This is a genomic window from Streptomyces sp. NBC_01410, assembly GCF_045040195.1.
In the GTDB taxonomy this organism is placed as follows: domain Bacteria; phylum Actinomycetota; class Actinomycetes; order Streptomycetales; family Streptomycetaceae; genus Streptomyces.
In genome coordinates this window covers 4,695,100-4,715,916 of sequence record NZ_CP109530.1, presented here as the reverse complement: position 1 = coordinate 4,715,916, position 20,817 = coordinate 4,695,100, and the positions used below count along the sequence as shown (strand labels likewise).

Annotated in this window: 20 protein-coding genes; 6 read left to right on the top strand and 14 right to left on the bottom strand. The window is 70.7% G+C overall.

The window, feature by feature from the left end; all coding sequences use genetic code 11:
* The first annotated feature begins 17 nt into the window (after positions 1-17).
* Together OG741_RS21640 and OG741_RS21635 are read left to right on the top strand one after the other, a co-directional pair.
* A complete protein-coding gene (locus OG741_RS21640; RefSeq protein ID WP_405600297.1) occupies positions 18-854 on the top strand; it encodes a Scr1 family TA system antitoxin-like transcriptional regulator in 837 nt (278 codons plus the stop codon).
* Positions 851-1,087, top strand: coding sequence for a DUF397 domain-containing protein (locus OG741_RS21635; protein WP_405600294.1), 237 nt, complete (start codon positions 851-853; stop codon positions 1,085-1,087). The genes OG741_RS21640 and OG741_RS21635 overlap by 4 nt, the downstream gene beginning before the upstream one ends.
* A 40-nt stretch (positions 1,088-1,127) precedes the next feature.
* Here OG741_RS21635 and OG741_RS21630 read toward each other — a convergent pair whose 3' ends face one another.
* Both OG741_RS21630 and OG741_RS21625 read right to left on the bottom strand, forming a co-directional pair.
* On the bottom strand, positions 1,128-1,565 hold the full coding sequence (locus OG741_RS21630; RefSeq protein WP_405600291.1) for a hypothetical protein: 438 nt from the start codon (positions 1,563-1,565) through the stop codon (positions 1,128-1,130).
* Positions 1,562-1,828: a hypothetical protein gene (locus tag OG741_RS21625; RefSeq protein ID WP_405600288.1), complete on the bottom strand. Its 267-nt coding sequence runs from the start codon at positions 1,826-1,828 to the stop codon at positions 1,562-1,564. Before OG741_RS21625 ends, OG741_RS21630 begins: the two co-directional genes overlap by 4 nt.
* Positions 1,829-2,122: 294 nt before the next feature.
* Between OG741_RS21625 and OG741_RS21620 the strand changes: the two genes are divergently transcribed.
* On the top strand, positions 2,123-3,649 hold the full coding sequence (locus OG741_RS21620) for a substrate-binding domain-containing protein (protein ID WP_405600287.1): 1,527 nt from the start codon (positions 2,123-2,125) through the stop codon (positions 3,647-3,649).
* A gap of 83 nt (positions 3,650-3,732) precedes the next feature.
* On the opposite strand, the gene OG741_RS21615 is transcribed toward OG741_RS21620, so the two are convergent.
* Positions 3,733-4,563, bottom strand: a complete 831-nt coding sequence (locus tag OG741_RS21615; protein ID WP_405600284.1) for an SDR family NAD(P)-dependent oxidoreductase — start codon at positions 4,561-4,563, stop codon at positions 3,733-3,735.
* A gap of 71 nt (positions 4,564-4,634) precedes the next feature.
* A complete protein-coding gene (locus OG741_RS21610; protein ID WP_405605697.1) occupies positions 4,635-5,024 on the bottom strand; it encodes a VOC family protein in 390 nt (129 codons plus the stop codon).
* A 126-nt stretch (positions 5,025-5,150) separates the two neighbouring features.
* Between OG741_RS21610 and OG741_RS21605 the strand changes: the two genes are divergently transcribed.
* Entirely contained in the window at positions 5,151-5,786 is a 636-nt protein-coding gene (locus OG741_RS21605; protein ID WP_405600282.1) for a TetR/AcrR family transcriptional regulator, read from the top strand.
* A 128-nt stretch (positions 5,787-5,914) separates the two neighbouring features.
* A complete protein-coding gene (locus tag OG741_RS21600; protein WP_405600280.1) occupies positions 5,915-7,957 on the top strand; it encodes a protein kinase domain-containing protein in 2,043 nt (680 codons plus the stop codon).
* Between the two features lie 51 nt (positions 7,958-8,008).
* On the opposite strand, the gene OG741_RS21595 is transcribed toward OG741_RS21600, so the two are convergent.
* Positions 8,009-9,769, bottom strand: coding sequence for a serine/threonine-protein kinase (locus tag OG741_RS21595; protein ID WP_405600278.1), 1,761 nt, complete (start codon positions 9,767-9,769; stop codon positions 8,009-8,011).
* 211 nt (positions 9,770-9,980) lie between these two features.
* The gene (locus OG741_RS21590; RefSeq protein ID WP_405600275.1) at positions 9,981-11,264 is read right to left on the bottom strand and encodes an adenylosuccinate synthase; all 1,284 of its coding nucleotides are present in this window, start codon (positions 11,262-11,264) and stop codon (positions 9,981-9,983) included.
* A gap of 153 nt (positions 11,265-11,417) precedes the next feature.
* On the opposite strand from OG741_RS21590, the gene OG741_RS21585 reads away from it, so the two are divergent.
* On the top strand, positions 11,418-12,254 hold the full coding sequence (locus OG741_RS21585) for a diacylglycerol kinase (RefSeq protein ID WP_405600273.1): 837 nt from the start codon (positions 11,418-11,420) through the stop codon (positions 12,252-12,254).
* A gap of 102 nt (positions 12,255-12,356) precedes the next feature.
* Here OG741_RS21585 and OG741_RS21580 read toward each other — a convergent pair whose 3' ends face one another.
* The 8 genes from OG741_RS21580 to OG741_RS21545 all read right to left on the bottom strand — a co-directional run bounded on the left by OG741_RS21580 (position 12,357) and on the right by OG741_RS21545 (position 20,815).
* A complete protein-coding gene (locus tag OG741_RS21580) occupies positions 12,357-13,130 on the bottom strand; it encodes a hypothetical protein (RefSeq protein WP_405600271.1) in 774 nt (257 codons plus the stop codon).
* Positions 13,131-13,289: 159 nt separating this feature from the next.
* Entirely contained in the window at positions 13,290-14,492 is a 1,203-nt protein-coding gene (locus OG741_RS21575) for a cytochrome P450 (RefSeq protein WP_405600269.1), read from the bottom strand.
* A gap of 295 nt (positions 14,493-14,787) precedes the next feature.
* A complete protein-coding gene (locus OG741_RS21570; RefSeq protein WP_405600268.1) occupies positions 14,788-15,447 on the bottom strand; it encodes a response regulator in 660 nt (219 codons plus the stop codon).
* Positions 15,444-16,787, bottom strand: a complete 1,344-nt coding sequence (locus OG741_RS21565; protein WP_405600266.1) for a sensor histidine kinase — start codon at positions 16,785-16,787, stop codon at positions 15,444-15,446. Before OG741_RS21565 ends, OG741_RS21570 begins: the two co-directional genes overlap by 4 nt.
* 73 nt (positions 16,788-16,860) lie before the next feature.
* Positions 16,861-17,694, bottom strand: coding sequence for an SDR family oxidoreductase (locus OG741_RS21560; protein WP_405600264.1), 834 nt, complete (start codon positions 17,692-17,694; stop codon positions 16,861-16,863).
* A 51-nt stretch (positions 17,695-17,745) separates the two neighbouring features.
* Positions 17,746-18,624 carry an alpha/beta hydrolase gene (locus tag OG741_RS21555; protein ID WP_405600262.1) on the bottom strand — a complete coding sequence of 293 codons (879 nt, stop codon included), beginning with the start codon at positions 18,622-18,624 and terminating at the stop codon, positions 17,746-17,748.
* Between the two features lie 183 nt (positions 18,625-18,807).
* A complete protein-coding gene (gene kynU / locus OG741_RS21550; RefSeq protein WP_405600260.1) occupies positions 18,808-20,001 on the bottom strand; it encodes a kynureninase in 1,194 nt (397 codons plus the stop codon).
* Positions 19,994-20,815, bottom strand: a complete 822-nt coding sequence (locus OG741_RS21545; RefSeq protein ID WP_266480014.1) for a tryptophan 2,3-dioxygenase family protein — start codon at positions 20,813-20,815, stop codon at positions 19,994-19,996. The genes kynU and OG741_RS21545 overlap by 8 nt, the downstream gene beginning before the upstream one ends.
* Positions 20,816-20,817 lie beyond the last annotated feature (2 nt).

The following is a 20,817-nucleotide window of genomic DNA, read 5'->3' as shown; positions in this document are numbered from 1 at the left end:
TCGATTGGTGATCGCACATGGCACGAGCGGAAAACAAGGAAACGGCCGGTTCGGCGACCCGCCTGGTAGCGGATATCGCCCGCAAGATGCGTGCACGGAAGGGGTTGACGCAGGAGCAATTAGGGAGCGAACTCGGCTTCTCGGCGGCGGCGGTGAGCGCGATGGAGACGTGTGCGCAGCCCGCCAGCGACGAGATGCTCGTGGAGCTTGAGCGGGTGCTCGGGGACGGGATGGGCATCTTCGAGCAGGCGCGGGAGTACGTACGGCTGGACAAGTACCCGGCGCAGTTCAAGGACTACGCGCTGCTGGAGCAGCGGGCATTGGGGTTGTCGCTCTACGCGACGCTCGTCGTGCACGGCCTGTTCCAGACGGAGGAGTACGCGCAGGCGCTCATCGGCGGAGGCTATCCGCCGCTCTCCGAGGAGCGGGTGGAGGAGCTGGTCGAGGTGCGGATGGTCCGGCGGGCGCTCTTCGAGCGGGAGCCGGTGGCGCTGATCGAGCTGATCCTGGAGGAGTCCGTACTGAGGCGGACGATCGGCAGCGAGGAGGTCATGCGTGGCCAGATGCGGCACCTTGCGGAGTGCGCGCGGCGGCGTAACGTGACGCTGCAGGTGCTGCCGCTGGACTGCGGGCTCACGGGCGAACACGCAGGCGCGTATGGCGAGATGAACCTGGTGGAGACCCCAGAACACGATCACCTGGTCTACCTGGAGCCCCAGGAGGAAGCATTGTTGATCAAGGAACCCGCAAAGGTGAGTACATACACACAGCGGTATGCGAAGATCCGGGCACAGGCCCTGGGTCCTCGTGAATCGCTGGGCCTCATCGAGCGGTTGGCAGGAGACCAGCAATGAGCGACACCCTGCGGTGGTTCAAGTCCAGCTACAGCAACCCCAGCGGCGGCGACTGCATCGAGGTGGCCTTCGACTGGCGCAAGTCCTCGTACAGCGACTCCAGCGGCGGCGAATGCGTCGAGGTCGCCGCCTGCCCCGAGGCCGTCCACGTCCGCGACTCCAAGCTCCCGGACGGCCCCACCTTCACGGTCACCCCCGACGCCTGGTCGTCCTTCGTCACCGGCGTCGCATAGGCAGCGGGGCCCGGGTGCGAGCCGGGCCCCGCGCGCCGTACTACTCGACGATCCTGATCGTCCGGATGCCCGTGCCCCGGTACCGCGACGGTGTCCGGGTCAGCACCGGGCGGCCGCGCGGCCATTCGACGGACGGGCGCGCCAGGTGCAGCGCGTGCGCCCCGCTCCAGTCGTTCTCCGTCTTCTCCGGGTCGTCCGTGCCCGCGTCGGCGCGCAGTTGCTTGCCGACGGCCATCGCACCGGCGAAGTCGAGCGCCGCGATGTCCACGGACGGCAGCGCCCCGATGTGCTCGGCCACGCCCGCGCGTTCGGCCTCCGCGGCCGTCAGGCACAGCGCGGGGATGTAGACGCGCTGTGCGGGGTTCTTCTCGGCCTCGGTGACGAGGCGCGAGGCCATGCTGTTGCCCGCGCCGAGCGCGAGGGCCGCGGTGTCGTCGAAGACGATCGCGCGCGGCAGCGGGTACTGGTCCTTCTTCACTGGACCTCCCCGATGCGCCCGGCCTCCAGGTCGGCCCAGAGCTGCTCGCCGGCCTTCTCGTCCTCTGCCGTGTAGGGCCTGCCGAGGAAGTGCTCCTCGACGTAGGCCTTGGTCTCCTCGTACTGCTTCTGGAGCTCTTCCCTGGTGGGCGTGGCACCCGCGAGCTCCGCGACCAGGTCGCGCATGGTAATCCCGCGCTCGCGAGCAAGCTCCAGCAGACGGTCACGGACGGCGGGGTCGACCTTGATCGTGGTGTCAGCCATGATCACAGTATACCGACGGTATACCGTCTCCGGGCGTTCGAGTGTGGCGGTCACGGGACTCCGTTCCTCGGGGGTTCTGCCGATCGGGGCGTGTGCCAAGTGACTATGCCTGCACGGAAGTTGCGCCGCCCCGGCCTTCGGCACGGTTCACCCCTCAGGGTGACGGCACCCGCCCCGCTGAACCCCCGGCGAACATCCGGCGTCGGCCCCCTCAAACCCCTCCCCCTCCCCCCGCCCACCTCTTACGGTGGCCGCCCCGCCATGCGTGCGAGCAGACGACGAGGAGAAGACCCCGTGGAGTGGCTCAGTGCCGAGAACGTCGTGGCCGTGCTCACCGCCGTGCTCGGCATCCTGGCCTCCGTGGCCGTGCTCTGGTACGAGCGCCGGGTGCCGCGGCGCAAGCGCATCGGGTATCGCGTCCAGCTGGACACCCCCATCGGCAGCGACGTACGCGCCGGGCGGCCCAACTTCCGGCTCGGGCTCTTCAATGAGGCTCCGGAGATGTCCGACGCCACGCTCGTCCTCCTGCGCATCGAGAACGACGGCTCGCAGAGCATCGCCAACGACGACTACACCGGACGTGAAGTCCATGGCCTGACCGCCGAGTTCACCGACCGGACCGTACGGGCCATCGCCGTCACCCAGCCGCCGGGCGCCGAGTATCTGATGGACCACTTCACCCCGGCCGCGGGCATGCGCCACTCCGGCAGCACGATCCATCTGCCGCGGGTCCCGCTCAACCGCGGCCAGCACTTCAAGCTGCTGGTGCTCCTCACCGGCGGCCCGATCGGCTGCGAGGTCAGGGTCACCGGCGGTATCCGCGACGGCGATGTGATGCCCAACCGCAGCACGACGCCCGACGACAAGGCCCCGCTGTTCAGCCGGGCAGCCCGCTGGATCACCGTGCTGCTGACCGTCTGCGTGGTCACGCTCGCCACGATCATCGTCGTACGGGACGACACCCGGCCCCCGATCGGCTGCGCCAAGGGCACGCTGAGGCTGACCGGTTCGACCGCCTTCGCGCCCGTCGTGAAGGAGCTGGCGAAGAAGTACGAGAGGGACTGCGAAGGCTCGACCGTCATCGTCGACGCGCACGGCAGCACCGCGGGGATAAGGGCGCTCGCGGAGGCGGGCGCGCAGTCCACGAAGGGCTCCCCCGCGCTGATCGCCCTCGCCGACGGGCCCAAGCCCGGCGGCTACCCGCAGCTGCGCGAGGACCGTGTCGCCGTCTCCGTCTTCGCGCTCGTCGTCAACGACAAGGTGCCCGCGCGGAATCTGTCGACCGGCGACATCCGCAGGCTCTACCGCGGCGAGATCACCAACTGGAAGCAACTGGGCGGGCCGGCTCTGCCCGTACTGCTGGTCAGCAGGGACGCCAACTCCGGTACGCGCGAGGTGTTCCAGCGCCGGGTGCTGCTGCGCAACGAGCCCGCGAACTCCTCGCGCGACTGCGAGAGCAAGGACGACGGCGAGGCGAAGGTCCTGCGCTGCGAACTCGACAGTACGGAACAGGTGCTGGCCACCGTGGCGCGGCTGCCGGGAGCGATCGGCTACAGCGAACTGCGCGCCGGAGCCGGGCTGAAGGGGCTGCACCGGCTGGACATCGACGGGGATCCGCCGTCGGTGGACGACATCGGCGAGAGCAAGTACCCGTACCGGGAGATCGAGTACGCGTACACCTACGGCCAGCCGCCGGCGGACTCACTGGCCTCCAGCTTCCTCGGCTACATGAGCCGGGGGAACGGGCAGGACGTCATCCGCACGCACGGCCATCTGCCGTGCGCGACGCCCAAGGGGCTGCGGATCTGCGGCGAGGGCTGACGGCGGCCGGGGCGCCGCGGCGCCGGGCAAGGTTCCCCAAGTGGACGACCTGCTCGCCGACGCCCCGGCCCGCATCGGCCCGTTCACCCGGCGGCGCGGCTGACGCCCTCCCAGCTCGCCCAGACCTCCTTCCGCCGGTCGACGCTCTCCTGGACGACGTCGTACATCGCGCCGCCGAGGATCAGCCGCAGGGGCGGCTCATCGCTGTCGACCAGTGCCAGCAAGGCCTTGGCCGCATCGGCCGGATCGGCGTCCTCGGCGTCCTGCCACATCTCGGCGAGGGCGGAGTGCAGCGGGGCGTACGCCTCGTGGGCGGGCTGGGTGCGCATGGCGGTGTAGAGGCCTGTGGTGTAGCCGCCGGGTTCGACGATGCTCACCTTGACGCCGAACGGCGCGACCTCCTGCGCCAGGGCCTCGGTCATCCCTTCGAGCGCCCACTTGCTCGCGCTGTACAGGCCGCTGGTGGCGTAGCCGATGACCCCGCCGACGCTGGAGATCTGCACGAGGTGGCCCGCTGACTGCCGCCGGAGGTACGGCAGTACGGCCTGGGTGACCCAGAGCGCGCCGAAGAAGTTGGTCTCCACCAACGCCCGGGCATCGTTCTCGGTGAACTCCTCGACGGCGCCGATGCCCATGATGCCCGCGTTGTTGACGATGACGTCCAGTCGGCCGAAGGCGGCGGCGGCCTGCTCCACCGCCGCGAAGACCGCGGCGCGATCCGTGACGTCCAGGGGCAGGGCGACCAGCCGGCCGGGATGCTCGGCGGCGAGCGCGGTCAGCGTCTCGGTCCGGCGGGCGGCGCCGACGACGCGATCGCCGGCGTCCAGGGCCGCCCGGGTGAAGGCGAGTCCCAGGCCGCTGGATGCGCCGGTGATGAACCAGACGCGGTCGGCGGCTGCGGTGCTGGGGGCCATGCGGTTCTCCAATCAACGGTGGCGAGACGCTCCGCCTCGCTTCAAAGGGCCTGCTTGCGCGATTCGCCGGGTCAGTCGCCGACCGGGGCCGTCCACTCGACGAGCTGGACGACGACTCCGTTGGGGTCGGTGACCTGGAAGAGCCGCTCGCCCCACGGCTCTTCACGCAGCGGCATGGTGATGGGCGCGCCGGCCTGCCGCAGGCGCTCCTCGTGTTCGGCGATGCCGATGACGGTGAACGCCACGATCAGGCCGGATGCGCGCTGGTCGCGCTGCTCCGGGGGCAGAACCTCGATGCCGCGCTGGAGCAGCACCAGGTCGACGGCCGCGTCCTCGCGCGCGAGTGAGGCGAAGCCGTCCGCCGCCATGACCTGCTTGTAGCCGAAGTGGGTGGTGAAGAAGTCGCTGGAGGCGGCGACGTCGTCGACGGTCAGGGACACGGTGGAGGCGGTGATGTTGATGAGGAGCTCCGTTTGTGAAAGCGGGGAGTGGACTGTCGCACAGGTGAAAACTTACGACGAAGGTAAACTTACATAGAGGGTGAAGGTTCGTCAAGAAAAAACTTACTCCGATGGTAAAGTTGCCTCATGAGTGCTGAACCCACAGGCCTCCGCGAGGCCAAGAAGCTGGAGACCAGGCAGCTGATCTCCGACCACGCCACCCGCCTGTTCATGCAGCAGGGTTTCGAGGCGACGACCGTCGCCGAGATCGCCATCGCTGCCCGCGTGGCAAAGAAGACGGTCACCAACTACTTCGCCCGCAAGGAAGACCTCGCCCTCGACCACCAGGAGGTGTTCGGCAACAGCCTCGCCGTCGCCGTCGCGGAACGCGCCGACGGCGTATCCGCCCTCGCCGCCCTGCGCGGCGCCTTCGATGCCGCGCTCGAAGCACGCGACCCGGTCGCGGGCTTCGCCGGAGCGGCTTTCTCCGGCATGATCGCCGACAGCCCCACTCTCACCGCCCGCCTGCGCGACCTCCACGACCTGCGCGAACACGCCCTCGCCCGCGCTCTCGCCACCGCCACCGACGCCGGCCCCGACGACATCACCCCCCGCGCCGCCGCCGCCCAACTCGCCGCCGCCCACCGCCTCCTGTTCACCCGCATCCAGGAACTCACCCTCGCCGACCACGACAACGACGAGATCGCAGCCACCCTCGCAACTGAGGCCGCCCACGTCTTCGACCAGCTCGAACCCGCACTCGCCGGCTACGCAATCCGTTGACGCCACTCCAGTCTGACGGGCCCTGATCGCAGTGAACAGTCTGCATTCCATGGTGACTTGGGGACGAACAGCCGTCGCCCAAGGGGCTGCGGATCTACCGGGAGGGGCGACCTCGTACGCTTTCGCGCATGGAACAGCTCGCGCCCCAGGATCCGCCCTCCATAGGTGAGTACAGTCTGCTCGGCCGCCTCGGCGAGGGCGGTATGGGCCGGGTCTACCTGGCACGTTCCGCGGGCGGCCGCACGGTCGCCGTCAAGCTCATCAAGGCCGAGCTCGCCGGGCAGCCGGAGTTCCGTCACCGCTTCCGGCAGGAGGTCGCAGCCGCACGCCGGGTCGGCGGGGAGTGGACCGCGCCCGTGCTGGACGCGGACACCGAGGCGGCGGAGCCGTGGGTGGCGACCGGGTATGTCGCCGGACCCTCGCTGCTGCAGGTCGTACGGGAGAGGCCGCTGCCTCAGGAGTCGGTGCGGACACTGGCGTACGGGCTGGCCGGCGCGCTGCGGAGTGTGCACGGAGCCGGTCTCGTGCACCGGGATCTGAAGCCGTCCAATGTCCTGGTCACCATCGCCGGTCCCCGGGTCATCGACTTCGGCATCGCCCGCGCGCTGGAGAACGCCTCCGACGAACTGACGCAGACCGGCGTGGTGGTGGGGTCGCCGGGCTACATGTCGCCCGAGCAGATCCAGGGCGAGCGGGTCGGTCCCGCGGGCGACGTCTTCTCGCTGGGCTCGGTGCTGGCGTACGCGGCGACCGGGCGGCTGCCGTTCGGGCGTTCGGACACCGGGATCCACGCGGTCATGTTCCGCATCGTGAGCGAGGAGCCCGATCTCAGCGGTGTGGACGGGGAGTTGCGGCAGCTGATCGCGGACTGTCTGGCCAAGGACCCGGCACAGCGACCGACGCCGGAGCAGATCGTGGAGCGCACGCGTCCTGCCGATCCGGCCGCGCCCTGGCTGCCCGCGGCTCTGATCGCACAGCTCGGGCAGCACGCGGTGTCGCTGCTCGACGCCGATACGCCGTCGAGGGGCGCCGCCGCGAACCCACCGGCGTACGCCGCCGCCCCGGCACCCGGAACCCCAAGCGGCGCACCCGCAACTCCCGTGCCCGCAACCCCCGTGCCCGCAACCCCCGTGCCCGGAGCCCCCTACGGCCCCTGGGTACAGGCCCACCTCACGAGCGCCGACGCACCCGCCACCACCGGTACCGGCACCCAGGCGCGCAAGCGCTCCCGGCGCACTGTCGCGATCGCCGGTGTCGCCGTGGCAGCGCTGCTGGGCGCGTCCTTCACCGCCGTCACGCTCCTGCGCGGAGACGAAGACACGGTGAGCAGCCGACCGGGAGGCGGCGGCGGGCCGACCACCCCAGGGCCTGGCGCGGCCGGTCAGGGCAAGGGCAAGGAGTCGCTGTCCTCGTCCGAGCCCGGGAGCGGGAGCGGCGCGAGCGCGGATGCCAAGGACCCTGCGGCCAAGAACCCGGCGGGCAAGAAGCCGGGAGCGCCGGGGAAGCCCGCCGGACCGGCCGCGCTGCCGGCCGCGTATGCCGGGTCCTGGACCGGCAGCGTCTACCGCGACGGTGCCGACACCGGGTCGGAGCGCCGGATCACCCTCTCCCCCGGCACGGTCGGCGACACGGTCGTCGCGAGCATCAGCGTGGGCGAGAGCTATCTGTGCAAGGGCACCGGCAAGCTGCTTGCGGCAGGCGGCGGTTCGATCCGTATCGACACCGGAGTCACCGCGAGCACGCCCGCCGGAAAGTGTTCCGCCATCGGCGAGCAGACCCTGGCAGCGCGCTCCGACGGCACCCTCGCGTGGACGGCGAGCGGTGGCCGGACCTCGACACTGCGCAGGGCGGGCTCCGACCGGGTCCCGGGAAGCTTCCTGGGCTCGTGGGAGCGGTCGCTGAGCGGCTCGAAGGGTGCGCAGCGGCTGACCGTCAAACAGGGCGCCGTGGGCAGCAGCGTCGTCACCTTCACCACGACGACGGACGGCGCGACCTGTACGTCGGACGCCGAGCTGTTCTCGGCGGGGGACCGCGTCGTGATCGGTCCTTCCCGGGTCCTGAGCGGCGACTGCGCGGCGGCCGGGTCTTCGGTCCTGACGGTGAGCGGCAGCACACTGACCCGCACCTTCCTCGACACCGGCAACTCGCCGCGCGAGTACCGGCGTCCGTAAGAACGGGTCTGCAAGAACGCAGAGTGGGTCGACGTGCGGGAAGAGGACAGGTCAGCCTCCCTCGGCCGGCATGACCCGGGTCACCTTGCCCTTGGGGTCGGCCTCGAGGTAGGCGCTTTCGTAGTCGTCGGCCAGGTAGACGGCGAGGTTCGGCGGCGTGTGGAACGTTTCGTTGCGCCCGTTGACGATCAGGTAGCGTGAGGTCGGATTCTTCACGTTCAGGTCCTTCTCGGCCCTGGCCAGCAGAGCAGGGACGACGTCCCAGTCGAATTCGTCCAGGCTGAACGGGAGTTCGCCGCCCATGAGCGTGCTGCTGATGATGCCCTTGGTCGCCCCCTCGCCGACGCGGTAGGTCCAGCTGTCGTAGCGCTTGTCGCTCCCCTTGACCATGACGGACACGGAGATGTGCTCCGGGTAGACGGTGAAGTCACCCGCCCTGTTGGTGCCTGTCTTCTCCTTGATCTCCTTGATCGCCATCCGGATGCCGACGGGCGTGAGCAGGTCGGCCTTCTCCGTCTTCTCCGGCTCCGACTCCTCCGGCGATGCGGAGGATGTCGAGGTCGGTGTCGGGGTCCGCGAGCTGCTGGGCGAGGAGTCACCCAGTGAGCCCGTGTTGTCGCCCCGCCCGCCGCCGTCCGGCAGCAGGGACCACACCAGGACGCCGGCCAGCACGGTCCCGGCGACGGACGACGCGATCGCGATCCGGCGCTTCGCACGGGTGCCCGTCCGGGGCGGTGTCTGCCCTGTAGGACCCATCGGGTAGGGGGTCGGCGGCCCCATGGGGCCGGGCACGGCATCATGCGGAGTAGCGGGTCCGAAGCCCATCGGCGGCCCGAACCCGGGCGGTGCGGGCGGCGGGGTCGCCGGCCCTGGCAGCGGGGTCGCCGGTGCGGGCGGCGCGGTCGCCGGTCCCGGCGGGGGCGTCAGCCGGTACGACGTGGTCCCCACGGTCCCGCTCGGTGTGCTTGCCTCACCCTGAGCCGCCTCCGCGAGCATCCGGTCGACGGTCTCAGGGTCCGGCCGCGCGGCCGGGTCCTTGACGAGAACGGCGGCCAATACCCCTGCCAGCGCACCCGCCCGGCGAGGAGGCGGAAGCTCCTCCTTGAGCACGGCGGCCAAGGTCGCCAGCGTCGTCCCCCTGCGCAGCGGATGGTTCCCCTCGACGGCGACGTACAGCATCATCGCCAGTGACCACAGGTCCGAGCCCGGGCCGCCGTCGTCGCCGGAGATACGCTCGGGCGCCATGTAGTCGGGCGTGCCGATGATCGACCCGGTCATGGTCAGCGAGGTAGTTTCCCGGATCGCCGCGATGCCGAAGTCGGTGAGGACGGGGCGCCCGTCGGGCCGCATCAGGACATTGGCGGGTTTCACGTCACGGTGCTGGATGCCGACGTCGTGCGCGGCCCGCAGTGCGGCCAGCACGTCGCGCCCCATCGTGGCCGCCTCGACCGGCGTCATCGGCCCCTTGTTCAGCCGGTCCTGGAGCGATCCGCCGGTGACCAGCTCCATGACGAGCCACGGATAGGTGTGCTCGGCGCCGTCCACAATGTGGTGGATGGTCACCACGTGGGGATGGTTGACCCGGGCGAGCGCCCGCGCCTCCCGCAGCACTCTCTCCCGCAGCATCGCCGCGGCCTCGGGGTCGTGCTCGGCGAGCCCGGGATCGGGCGGCCGCACCTCCTTGAGGGCCACGGCGCGGTCCAGCGCCAGATCGCGCGCTCGCCACACCATGCCCATACCGCCGCCACCGAGCCGTGCCTCCAGCTCGAAGCGCCCGTCGATGACCCGTCTGCCGGATTCCCCGTCGCTCATGGGCGGGAGCCTACGAGGTGCCGGTGACACAGCCCTGCGCAGGTGCCCCCATCGTTATCCGGCCGACGCGCTCCACGCCGGCGTGCGTGGGTCGCACCGAGGAACTCGCCGAGAGCGCCAGGCCGTTCACCACGAAGGTGACCTGGCACAACGCCGAGGGACGACAAGGGGCGCCCCGCACCATCCGGGGCGCCCCTTGTCGGTATCCCTGCTACAGGAACGAGTTGATCTCAATCGTCTCGGTACGGCCGGGGCCCACACCGATCGCCGAGATCGGCGCGCCCGACAACTCCTCCAGCGCCTTCACATAGTCCTGCGCGTTCTTCGGCAGGTCGTCGAAGGTCTTCGCCTTCGTGATGTCCTCGGACCAGCCCGGCAGGTACTCGTACACCGGCTTCGCGTGGTGGAAGTCGGTCTGGGAGTACGGCAGCTCCTCGACCCGCTTGCCGTCGATCTCGTACGCGACACACACCGGGATCTGCTCCCAGCCGGTCAGGACGTCCAGCTTGGTGAGGAAGAAGTCGGTCAGGCCGTTGACCCGGGTCGCGTACCGCGCGATGACCGCGTCGAACCAGCCGCAGCGGCGGTCACGGCCGGTCGTCACACCGCGCTCGTGCCCGATGCGGCGCAGCGCCTCGCCGTCGTCGTCGAAGAGCTCCGTCGGGAAGGGACCCGCGCCGACGCGCGTGGTGTACGCCTTGAGGATGCCGATGACCCGGCTGATCTTCGTCGGACCCACGCCCGCGCCCGTGCAGGCGCCGCCCGCGGTCGGGTTCGAGGAGGTGACGAAGGGGTACGTGCCGTGGTCGACGTCGAGCAGCGTGCCCTGGCCGCCCTCGAAGAGGACGACCTTGCCCTCGTCGATGGCGTTGTTGAGGATCAGCGTCGTGTCGGCGACGTACGGCTTGATCTGCTCCGCGTACTGGAGCATCTCCTCGACGATCTTCCCGGCCTCGATCGCGCGCCGGTTGTAGACCTTGGCGAGCAGCTGGTTCTTGGACTCCAGCGCCGCCTCGACCTTCTGCTCCAGGATCGACTCGTCGTAGAGGTCCTGGACGCGGATGCCGACGCGGTTGATCTTGTCGGCGTAGGTCGGGCCGATGCCGCGGCCGGTCGTGCCGATCTTCCGCTTACCGAGGAACCGTTCCGTCACCTTGTCGAGGGTGACGTTGTACGGAGTGATCAGATGCGCGTTACCGCTGATCAGGAGCTTGGACGTGTCGACGCCGCGGTCGTTCAGCCCGCTCAGCTCGGAGAGCAGAACCGCCGGGTCCACAACGACGCCGTTGCCAATGACCGGGGTACATCCCGGCGAGAGGATTCCGGAAGGGAGGAGATGCAGCGCATACTTCTGGTCGCCCACGACAACCGTGTGGCCGGCGTTGTTGCCGCCCTGATAGCGCACCACATAATCGACGGATCCACCGAGGAGGTCGGTGGCCTTTCCCTTGCCCTCGTCACCCCACTGAGCACCGAGCAGCACAAGTGCGGGCACAGGCGTACACCCCTTCCGGGCGGGGCAAGACCAAGGTCAGGGGGCCTGAGCCGTGCCTGAGTCTTCGGACCGGTTGCCCCGGAATAGACGAAGCCCCTGGCGCAATAGCGCAAGGGGCTCTTGCACAAAGATGCTACCCGAGGAAGGACCGAGGTGTCGGCTCACGACCAGCTACTGGTGGTCATCGACCCGGTCGCCCGCCGGAATGACGGCGAGTCCGTACGGATCGCGAAAGATGTGCTGTGTGGCGGGTCGGAGGCGAAAATCTGTCTCCCCGAGGGGCCGGAGGAATTCGCGCGGGCACTGGCCCGCAGGGGGTCGCGCAGGCCCGTCGTGGTGGGTGACGACCGGACGCTGCTGCGTGCGGTGGCACTGCTGCACCGGGACCGCTGGCTCGGCGACGGGGCACTGGCGATGGTCCCGGTGGGGCCTTCCGTAGAACTGGCGCATGCGCTGGGGGTGCCGCGGGGGGCGGTGGCCGCGGCACGCACGGTGCTCGACGGGGTCGTACGGCGGCTCGATCTGCTGGTGGACGAGAGCGACGGGGTGGTGCTGGGGGATCTGGCGATCCCGGCGGCCGCGGGGCCGGTGGCGGTGCCCACGGCGAACGGCGCGGGCGGCGCGTCCGTGTGGAACACCTGCCGCTCGCTGGTGCGCACCCTGGTCCGCCCGGCACCGCCCGCTCCCGCGGTACGGACCCACCGGCTGCGGGTGGAGGCGGACGGGGTGCTGCTGACGGACCTGGACCGCCTGGTGGAGGCCGTGACCGTACGGGCGGGAGGCGGACGCGCGGAGGTGACCGTGCGGCACGGCGCTCACACGGAACCGGTCATGGCGCGGGCCCTGACGGTGACGGTGTCGGGTGCGGACTTCCGCTACCGGGCGGACGCGCTGATCACGGGCCCGGTCCGGACCCGGACATGGACGCTGAGACCGGGTGCGTGGGGCTTGACCCTGCCGTCGACGGCGGGCGCGGCGGGAGGCGGGTAAGGCCGGGGGCCTCACAGGCGGGCGGACAGGCGGGAGCGGCCGGGAGATCAGGCCGTGAGAAGCGTGGCGCCGGGCCGTCGGCCCGGCGCCGGGGTCGTCGGGTCAGTCGGTGCAGCCCTCAATGGCCGCGGTGCAGTTGTTCGGGGTGTTGCCGGTGACGGCGGTGGCCAGCAGGGACACCGAACCGCCGCTGTTGTTGATCCCGCCATCGCTGTCGGCGCCGCCCACCGAGGTGTTCAGCGTCACCGCCGAGTAGTTCATCAGGACAGTGCCGCCGAGATTCGCGACGCCGCCCCCGGACAGAGCGGTGTTGTTCCGTACCGTGGAAGCGTTCAGCGTCAGCGTGGAACTGGAGAAGTTGGCGATACCGCCGCCGACATCGGCGGTGCTGGTGTGCACCGTGGAGGCGTTCAGCGTCATCGTGCCGGCGTTGAGGACGGCGCCGCCGTAGAAGTTCGCGTTGCTGTCGTGCACGGTGGAGGAGTTCAGCGTCACCGTGCCGTTGTTGAGGAGACCGGCGCCGTTGTCGGCGGAGCCGTTGGTGATGTCCACTGCGGTGATCTGCACGTGGGCGCCCGCGCCGACGGACAGGGTCGTACCCGCGGCATTGCCGTCGAGAACCGCGCCGTTGAAGCCGACGAGGCTGAGGTCCTTGTCGACGGTGAAGCTGCCGACGCAGGTCCCCGCAACCATGATCATCGACCCCGAGTCCGCGCTGTCGATCGCGGTCTGGAGGTTCTGGGCGGGGCAGTTCACGATGGTCTGGGCCGAGGCGGGGGCGGCCGAGACCACTCCCGCCGCTGCGGCGGTGACCGCGACGGTCACGGCCGGCGCCCAAAGGCGCCAGGCTGCGCGAGTCGCTCGCATCTTGAGCATGCTGATGTCTCCTGTTCGTCTGCCGGGTCGCCCGGCGCGAGGGCATGGGTGCCCCAACCGGTCGACAACCGCAACCCGGGCAGCGCACCCGTCCCACGAACGGCCGGAGAGGATGACCTGCGTGGGCTAAGGACAGGGCTACAGCTCGACGTACTGCTCCTACAGCTCCACGCGAAGCTCCTCGAGACCGCGGATCACGAAGTTCGGCTTCCGTTCCGGCTCTGCCGCCGGACGCAGCGTCGGAGCCTGGTCCAGCAAGGCCCCCAGGGACGCCCCCAGTTCGATGCGTGCCAGGGGTGCGCCGATGCAGTAGTGGATGCCCGCGCTGAAGGAGATGTGCGGGTTGTCCACGCGGGACAGGTCCAGGGTGTCCGGGTCGGCGAAGACGTCCGCGTCGCGGTTGGCCGAGCCGAAGAGCAGGGCGACCTCGGAGCCGCGCGGGATCGTCGTACCGTCGATCTCGATGTCGTCCAGAACCCAGCGCTCGAAGAGCTGGAGCGGGGTGTCGTACCGCATCAGCTCCTCCACAGCTGTGGACAGCAGCGAGCGGTCGGCCCGCAGGGCCGCCAGCTGCTCGGGGTGGCGGAACAGCGCCCACCAGCCGTTGACGGTGGCGTTCACCGTCGCCTCGTGCCCCGCGTTCAGGAGCAGGACGCAGGTGGAGATCATCTCCTGCTCGGAGAGCCGGTCCCCCTCGTCGTGCGCCGCGATGAGGCCCGAGATCAGGTCGTCGCCCGGCTCCTTGCGGCGGGCCGCGATCAACTCCCGCAGGTAGGCGGAGAATTCGACGGACGCCCGCACAGCCCGATGCGCCGTCTCCTGCGACGGGCTCAGCTCGTACATCCCGCAGATGTCCGCCGACCAGGGCCGCAGCTGCTTGCGGTCGGACTCCGGGATGCCCAGCATCTGAGCGATGACGGCGACCGGCAGCGGCTCGGCGACGGCCGTCAGCAGATCGCCGCCGCCGTCCGCGACGAGCGCGCCCACCAGCTCGGAGGCCAGCCCCTGGACGTACGGGCCCAGCCGCTCGACCGTGCGCGGTGTGAACGCCTTCGAGACCAGGCGCCGGATACGGGTGTGGTCCGGGGGCTCCAGGTCCAGCATCCCGTTGTCGTTGAGCGTGTGGAACGGCTCGTGCTCGGCGGGCGGCGGCGTACGCCCGAACTCCTCGTGGGTGAAGCGGTGCAGATACGTCCGGCCGAGCCGCCGGTCCCGCAGCAGCGCGGAGACGTCGGCGTGACGGGGGACGAGCCACTGGCGGGTGGGCTCGTAGTAGTGGACGCGTCCGCGGGCGCGGAGCTCGGCGTAGGCGGGGTAGGGATCGGCGAGGAACGCGGGTGACCAGGGGTCGAAGGCGGCCATGGGCCGACGCTAGCCGAAGGTACGGCCGGACCCTAGGCCCTGTCCGGTCGATCAGGCCGGATCAGTGAGCGGCCCGCCGCGGAGCGGCTGATGTCACTGCGGTGCGTGCGATCGCAGGCCGGAGGATGGGGGTCCCCCCGCCGAAGGCAGGGGGAGAGCCGACGCGGAGCGTAGGCGACTGACGCAACGCAGCATGGGGGCACCTCCCGTGCCCGAAGGGCTACGGGGGAGTGCGTACCAGGGCACGCGAGCCCGGCAAGATCGGCCGGACAGGGCCTAGTCCCGGGCAGTCCCCTCAGCCGGGCGTGACCAGCCTCGCCTCGTACGCGAACACCGCCGCCTGCGTCCTGTCCCGCAGCCCCAGCTTCACCAGCACCCGGCTCACATGCGTCTTGATCGTCGACTCGGCTACCACCAGATGCGAGGCGATCTCCGCGTTCGACAGACCCTGCGCGATCAGCACCAGGACCTCCGTCTCGCGTTCCGTCAGGTCGCCGACCTGCGCCAGCGCGGGCGGTCGCGGGGCCTGGGAGAGCTTGGAGAACTCCGTGATCAGGCGGCGCGTCACCGTCGGGGCGAGCAGTGCCTCGCCGGCCGCCACCACCCGTACGCCGTCGGCCAGTTGGCGTGCGGAGGCGTCCTTCAGCAGGAAGCCGGAGGCTCCCGCGCGCAGCGCCTGGTACACGTACTCGTCGAGGTCGAAGGTGGTCAGCACCAGCACCTTGGAATCGGCGTGCGCCGCGACGATCTCGCGGGTCGCCTCGATGCCGTTCAGCTCCGGCATACGGATGTCCATCAGGACGACGTCGGGGGCGAGCTCGGCGACTCTGGAGACCGCCTCGCGGCCGTTGACGGCCTCGCCGACGACCTCGATGTCGGGCATCGCGTTCAGGAGGACCGAGAAGCCCTCGCGGACCATGATCTGGTCGTCGACGATGAGGACGCGGATCGTCATGAGGTCTCCTCGGATGCGGTCTCGGCCGCGGCGACGGGAATGAAGGCGGTCACCTCGTAGCCGCCGTCCTGCGTGGGCTGCGCGGTCATCTCGCCGGCCAGCATCGTCACACGCTCCCGCATGCCCGTGATGCCGTGCCCGGCCCCCGGCGATGGCTTGACCAGGCCCCGGGGCGCAGTGTTCACGACCCGCAGGCCCAGTCCCCCGAGGACGTAGGAGATCTCTATCTTCGCCGTCGCTCCGGGCGCGTGGCGCAGTGCGTTGCTCAGTGCCTCCTGGATGATCCGGTACGCGGAGAGCTCGACGCCCTGTGGCAGCGTGCGGACCGCGCCGGTGACCGTCTTCTCCGTCTCCAGGCCCGCTTCACGGACATTCGCGAGCAGGCTGTCCAGATCGCCGAGCACCGGCTGCGGTGCGTCCGGGGCCTGGTAGTCCTCGGCCCGTACGACTCCGAGGATCCGGCGCAGCTCGGTCAGTGCGGCCACCGCGTTCTCCCGGATCGTGGCGAACGCCCGCTCCAGCTCGGGCGGCGGGTTCTCCACCCGGTACGGCGCCGCCTCCGCCTGGATCGCCACCACCGACATGTGGTGGGCCACCACGTCGTGCAGCTCACGCGCGATGGTGGTGCGCTCCTCCAGCAGCGTGCGCTTGTCGCGCTCGACGGCCGTCACCGTCTGCTGGGCCGCGACTTCCTCCTTGGCCTCGCGGCGTACCTGCCCCACGGTCACCACCAGCAGCACCAGCGCGGAGACGAAGAGCATCTCCGGAATGTTGGATTGGCTGCCCCGGGAGAGCACAACCTCGGCGAACACGCCGTATCCGGCGGTGAGCAGCCACATCCAGGCCGCGGTCCGCGGCCGGGTCCGCAGCGCCACCACGGTCATCACCGCCAGATGCGCGACAAAGCCGCTGGGCGACCACGGAAAGTCGTCGTAGAAGTTGGAGGTGACCCCCAGGGGCGTCGACACCAGCGAGAGCCAGAACGCGCCGACCGGCCTGAGCAGCGTCATCACCACGGCGGCCGCCGGGACGAACCCGGCGAGCACCAACGCCGGTCCTATGCCGTCGCCGCCGTAAGCCAGGAGCACCGTGAACATCGCCACGACGCCGACCGCCGCATGCGGCGTCCAGGCCGCGTAGTCGCGTAGCCGGCCCGGGAGCCGGCGGGCTATCGGCCCGTCCGTATGCCTCCGCGGCAGCGGCCGGTAGGCGAAGGCGTCGTGGAAGAGGTCCTGGCGGAGCCCGCTCAGGGCGCCCACGGCCAGGCGGTACTCGGGGCTGCGATTCGGCTCGGTCACGTACAGAACGGTAAGCGGACGGACGAACGCGGTCGTCAGCATCGCTGCGGATTCTGCCGCGTCCGTCCTGAGTACTACCTGCGTCAACTCGCGGTACTTCCTGGTCAGGCGCGCCCTACGGCCGGAACGCGTCCGCGTGCTCGGCCGCCCACTGACCGAAGGTCCGCGCCGGGCGTCCGGTGACCTTCTCCACGGTGCCGGCGACCGTGCGGCCCACTCGCGGCGTGTTCCCGTACGCATCCAGCAGGAAGTCGATCACCTCCTGCGGGTGGCCCGACGCCCGCCACTGCCCGACGGCCTCCTCCTCGCTCATCCCGACGAGCGTGATCCCGCGGCCGCGTGCCGCCGCCAGCGCGTTCACCTTGTCCTTGAGGGTGAGCACCTCGGGGCCGGTGATCACGTACTCCTGACCGCCGTGACCGGCCTCGGTCAGAGCGACCGCGGCGACGGCGCCGATGTCGCCCTCGTGGACCATGGCGCTGAGCCGGTCGGTGAAGGGCTCGCGCACCTCGTCGGCGCTCTTGATCCCGTCCGCCCACTGCAGGGCGTTCGACATGAACTCGACCGGCATGATCACGGTCCAGTCCGGCTCACCGGCCCGCACGGCGTCCTCCAGCGGCGAGGGCTCGCCGCCGTGCAGCACGGTGACGCGGCGTACACCCGCCTCGCGGACCAGCTCCATGATCCGCGGGCCGGTCTCCAGCGGGGCGAAGTAGGCATCGCCGAAGGTGATCAGATGCAGGCCGGTGACACCCTCGAGCGCGGGGGCGAGCGAGTCCGGGTCGGTCAGATCGCCCCGCACGACCTCGACACCGGCCGGGAATTCGGCCTTCGCGGGGTCACGGGTGAGGGCGCGCACGCGGTGGCCGCGGGCGAGGAGTTCGGTGACGACCTGGCGGCCGACGGTTCCGGTGGCTCCGGTCACGAGGATGTTCTCGGGATTCGTCATGAGCACACCGTAGAAAGGCTTGCGGTCAGCCTCGGTCCTCAATGAAACGCTCTACCAGGCGAGTTGAGCGATCTCCTCCGCCACGACCGCGCAGGCGTCGGCGGCGGGATCGATGAGCGGAAAGTGCCCGACCTCTTCGAGGAGGGTCAGTCCGACCGTCTCCCCCGCCTTGGCCGCGGCGTCGACGTACGACTCGGAGACGGCGTCCGGCACGACGATGTCGGTGCGGCCCTGCACAACGGCCGTGGCGATGCCCGTCGGCAGCAGCGCGGCCGGATCGGCGTGCGCTCTCCTCGCCTCGAACTCCGCCTCGCCGCCGAGAAGTTGGGTCACCGCGCCACCGCACACATCGAGCTCGACGGCCTTCGCGAAGTCCGCGATCGGGGCAAGCGCGACGACCCCGCGCAGCGCGGGCGGCGCGTCCAGCCGCCACGGCGACCCGACGGGCAGCACATGCCGCGCGGCGGCCCACAGCGCGAGATGCCCGCCCGCGGAATGCCCGGTCACCACGATGCGCCGGACGTCCGCCTGCGGCAGGGCCTTCCGCGCCAGGGCAGGCAGGGCGTCCATCACCGCGGCGACGTCGTCGAAGGTCTCCGGCCACCGCCCGGCGACGGGCCCGCTCCCGTGCTGCTGCGGAATCTCGCGCCCGCGCCGGTACTCGACGTTGGCGACGGCGAGCCCGCGGCGGGCCAGAAAGTCGGCGAAGGGGGTGACATGCCACCGGTCGTACGGCGCCCGCCAGGCGCCGCCGTGCAGCACAACGACGAGGGGCGCACCGGCCTGCCCGCCGTGGGGCGCGTAGAAGTCGACGACCTGGTCGGGATGGTCCCCGTACGCGATGGACACGTCCGGCGCGACGGCGGGATGCGAAAGCATCGACTCGGCCTCGGCGGCGTCACGGGCGACGGGGTCGACGGGGTCCGGCATTGCGCTCCAGCCTTCCTGCGGAGTGGCGGAATTGACCTGACCAGCGGGGACGGTACCAGCCGGTTCCGCTGCGCGGGGCTTGTCCCCACCCCGCCCGTTCCCTTAACCGGGGCTCCGCCCCGGACCCCGTATGCGACCTTCGGCCGCATACGGGGTCCGGGGGCAGCGCCCCCGGGAACACCCTCAGCCCGCCAGAACCTCCGCCAGGACCGCCGCCGCCCGCTCCGCGTCGCCGAAGCCCACGTACAGCGGCGTGAACCCGAACCGCAGCACGTCCGGCCGCCGCAGGTCCCCCACCACGCCCCGCGCGATCAGGCGCTCCATCACCGCGGGCGCGTCCGCGCACCGCAGCGCGACCTGGCTGCCGCGCGCGGCATGCTCGACCGGCGTCAGCGAGGCGATCGTCCCCTCGGGCACGTACGCCTCGACGCACTCCAGGAAGAAGTCCGTCAGCGCCAGACTCTTCGCCCGTACGGAATCGATCGAGACCCCGTCCCACACATCCAGCGCCGCCTCCAGCGCCAGCATGGACAGGATGTCCGGCGTCCCGACCCGCCCCCGGACCGCGCCGGGTGCCGCCTCGAAGCCGGGCGTCATCGCGAAGGGGTCAAGGTGCGAGTTCCAGCCCGGCAGCGGGGAGTCGAACGCCGCCTGGTGCCGCTCGGCGACGTACAGATACGCCGGTGAACCCGGCCCGCCGTTCAGGTACTTGTACGTGCAGCCGACCGCCAGGTCCACGCCGTGCTCGTCCAGGCCGACCGGCAGCGCCCCCGCGCTGTGGCAGAGGTCCCAGACCGCGAGCGCGCCCGCCTCGTGGATCGCCGCGGTGAGCGACGGCAGGTCGTGGAGGCGGCCGGTGCGGAAGTCGACATGGTTGACCAGCGCGACCGCCGTGCTCGGCCCGAGCGCGGCGGGCAGGTCCGCCGGGGCGACCGGCACCAGGCGCTTGCCCGTCATCCGGGCCGCCGACTCGGCGATGTAGCCGTCCGTGGGGAACGTCGTCGCGTCGACCACGATGTCCGTACGGGAGTCGTCCCCGCACAGCCGTACCGCCCCCACAACCGCCTTGAAAACGTTGACACTTGTGGAGTCGCCGACCACCACCTGCCCCGGCCCCGCCCCCACCAGCGGCGCGATCCGGTCGCCGATCCGCTCGGGCGCCGTCCACCATCCGCTCTCGTCCCAGGAGCGGATCCGCAGCTCGCCCCACTGCCGGCTCACCACATCCGCGACCCGCGCGGGTACGTGCGCGGGCAGCGCGCCCAGTGAGTTCCCGTCCAGATAGACCGTCTCGTCGAGCGCGAACAGCTTGCGCGCACCGGCCAGTTCGTCGGCGGCGTCGAGCGCCGCGGCCCTGTGGGCCAGTGACTCAGACATGGCTGCGCGCCGTCCACAGCTCCGGGAAGACGTTCTTGCGGGCCCGCTTCTCCAGCCAGGCAACCCCGGCCGAACCGCCTGTTCCCGCCTTCGAGCCCATGGCTCGCCGCGTCGCCACCAGATGGTCGTTGCGCCAGCGCCACACCAGCTCGCCGACATCGGTCAGCGCCTCGCCGATACGGACCATGTCGCTGTCCTGGTCCTCGCCGCCGTACACCGCGGCCCAGACCTTCTCGACGTCCTCCGACGGCTCGTACTTCTGCGACAGGTCGCGCTCCAGGACCGAGGACGGCACCGGCAGCCCGCGCCGGGCGAGCAGCCGCAGCACCTCGTCGTACAGGCTCGGCTCGTGCAGGGCCTTCTCCAGCTCGGCGTGCACGCGCGGCGCGCCCCGGTGCGGCACCAGCATCGACGCCGACTTCTCGCCGAGCAGGAACTCCATCCGCCGGTACATCGCGGACTGGAAGCCGGAGCCTTCGCCCAGGGCGCTGCGGTACGCGTTGAACTGCGCGGGCGTCAGGTGCGCCAGAGGCTTCCAGGAGGCGTTGAGCGATTCGAGCTCGTACGTGCTGCGCTTCAGGGCGGCGAGTGCGACAGGCAGATCGTCCTCGCGCAGGGCGCGCGCCGCCGTCTCCCACTCATGGACGATGACGGTGAACCACAGCTCCATCACCTGCGTGGTGACCAGGAAGACCATCTCTCCCGGATCGTCCGAGAGCGTCTTCTGGAGGTGGGTGAGAACGTCCGCCTGGACATAGTCCTCGTACGGAGTGGTGCCCGCGAAATCCAGATTCGGGGCCGCGTCATGTGACATCG

What these genes read in the sequence shown, in the direction of transcription:
- OG741_RS21595 (WP_405600278.1), bottom strand. Translation starts at nt 9,769, where the DNA reads ATGAGCGACGGGGAATCCGGCAGACGGGTCATCGACGGGCGCTTCGAG.
- OG741_RS21625 (WP_405600288.1), bottom strand. Translation starts at nt 1,828, where the DNA reads ATGGCTGACACCACGATCAAGGTCGACCCCGCCGTCCGTGACCGTCTG.
- OG741_RS21640 (WP_405600297.1), top strand. Translation starts at nt 18, where the DNA reads ATGGCACGAGCGGAAAACAAGGAAACGGCCGGTTCGGCGACCCGCCTG.
- OG741_RS21600 (WP_405600280.1), top strand. Translation starts at nt 5,915, where the DNA reads ATGGAACAGCTCGCGCCCCAGGATCCGCCCTCCATAGGTGAGTACAGT.
- OG741_RS21545 (WP_266480014.1), bottom strand. Translation starts at nt 20,815, where the DNA reads ATGTCACATGACGCGGCCCCGAATCTGGATTTCGCGGGCACCACTCCG.
- OG741_RS21635 (WP_405600294.1), top strand. Translation starts at nt 851, where the DNA reads ATGAGCGACACCCTGCGGTGGTTCAAGTCCAGCTACAGCAACCCCAGC.
- kynU (WP_405600260.1), bottom strand. Translation starts at nt 20,001, where the DNA reads ATGTCTGAGTCACTGGCCCACAGGGCCGCGGCGCTCGACGCCGCCGAC.
- OG741_RS21575 (WP_405600269.1), bottom strand. Translation starts at nt 14,492, where the DNA reads ATGGCCGCCTTCGACCCCTGGTCACCCGCGTTCCTCGCCGATCCCTAC.
- OG741_RS21560 (WP_405600264.1), bottom strand. Translation starts at nt 17,694, where the DNA reads ATGACGAATCCCGAGAACATCCTCGTGACCGGAGCCACCGGAACCGTC.
- OG741_RS21605 (WP_405600282.1), top strand. Translation starts at nt 5,151, where the DNA reads ATGAGTGCTGAACCCACAGGCCTCCGCGAGGCCAAGAAGCTGGAGACC.
- OG741_RS21565 (WP_405600266.1), bottom strand. Translation starts at nt 16,787, where the DNA reads ATGCTGACGACCGCGTTCGTCCGTCCGCTTACCGTTCTGTACGTGACC.
- OG741_RS21570 (WP_405600268.1), bottom strand. Translation starts at nt 15,447, where the DNA reads ATGACGATCCGCGTCCTCATCGTCGACGACCAGATCATGGTCCGCGAG.
- OG741_RS21580 (WP_405600271.1), bottom strand. Translation starts at nt 13,130, where the DNA reads ATGCTCAAGATGCGAGCGACTCGCGCAGCCTGGCGCCTTTGGGCGCCG.
- OG741_RS21615 (WP_405600284.1), bottom strand. Translation starts at nt 4,563, where the DNA reads ATGGCCCCCAGCACCGCAGCCGCCGACCGCGTCTGGTTCATCACCGGC.
- OG741_RS21555 (WP_405600262.1), bottom strand. Translation starts at nt 18,624, where the DNA reads ATGCCGGACCCCGTCGACCCCGTCGCCCGTGACGCCGCCGAGGCCGAG.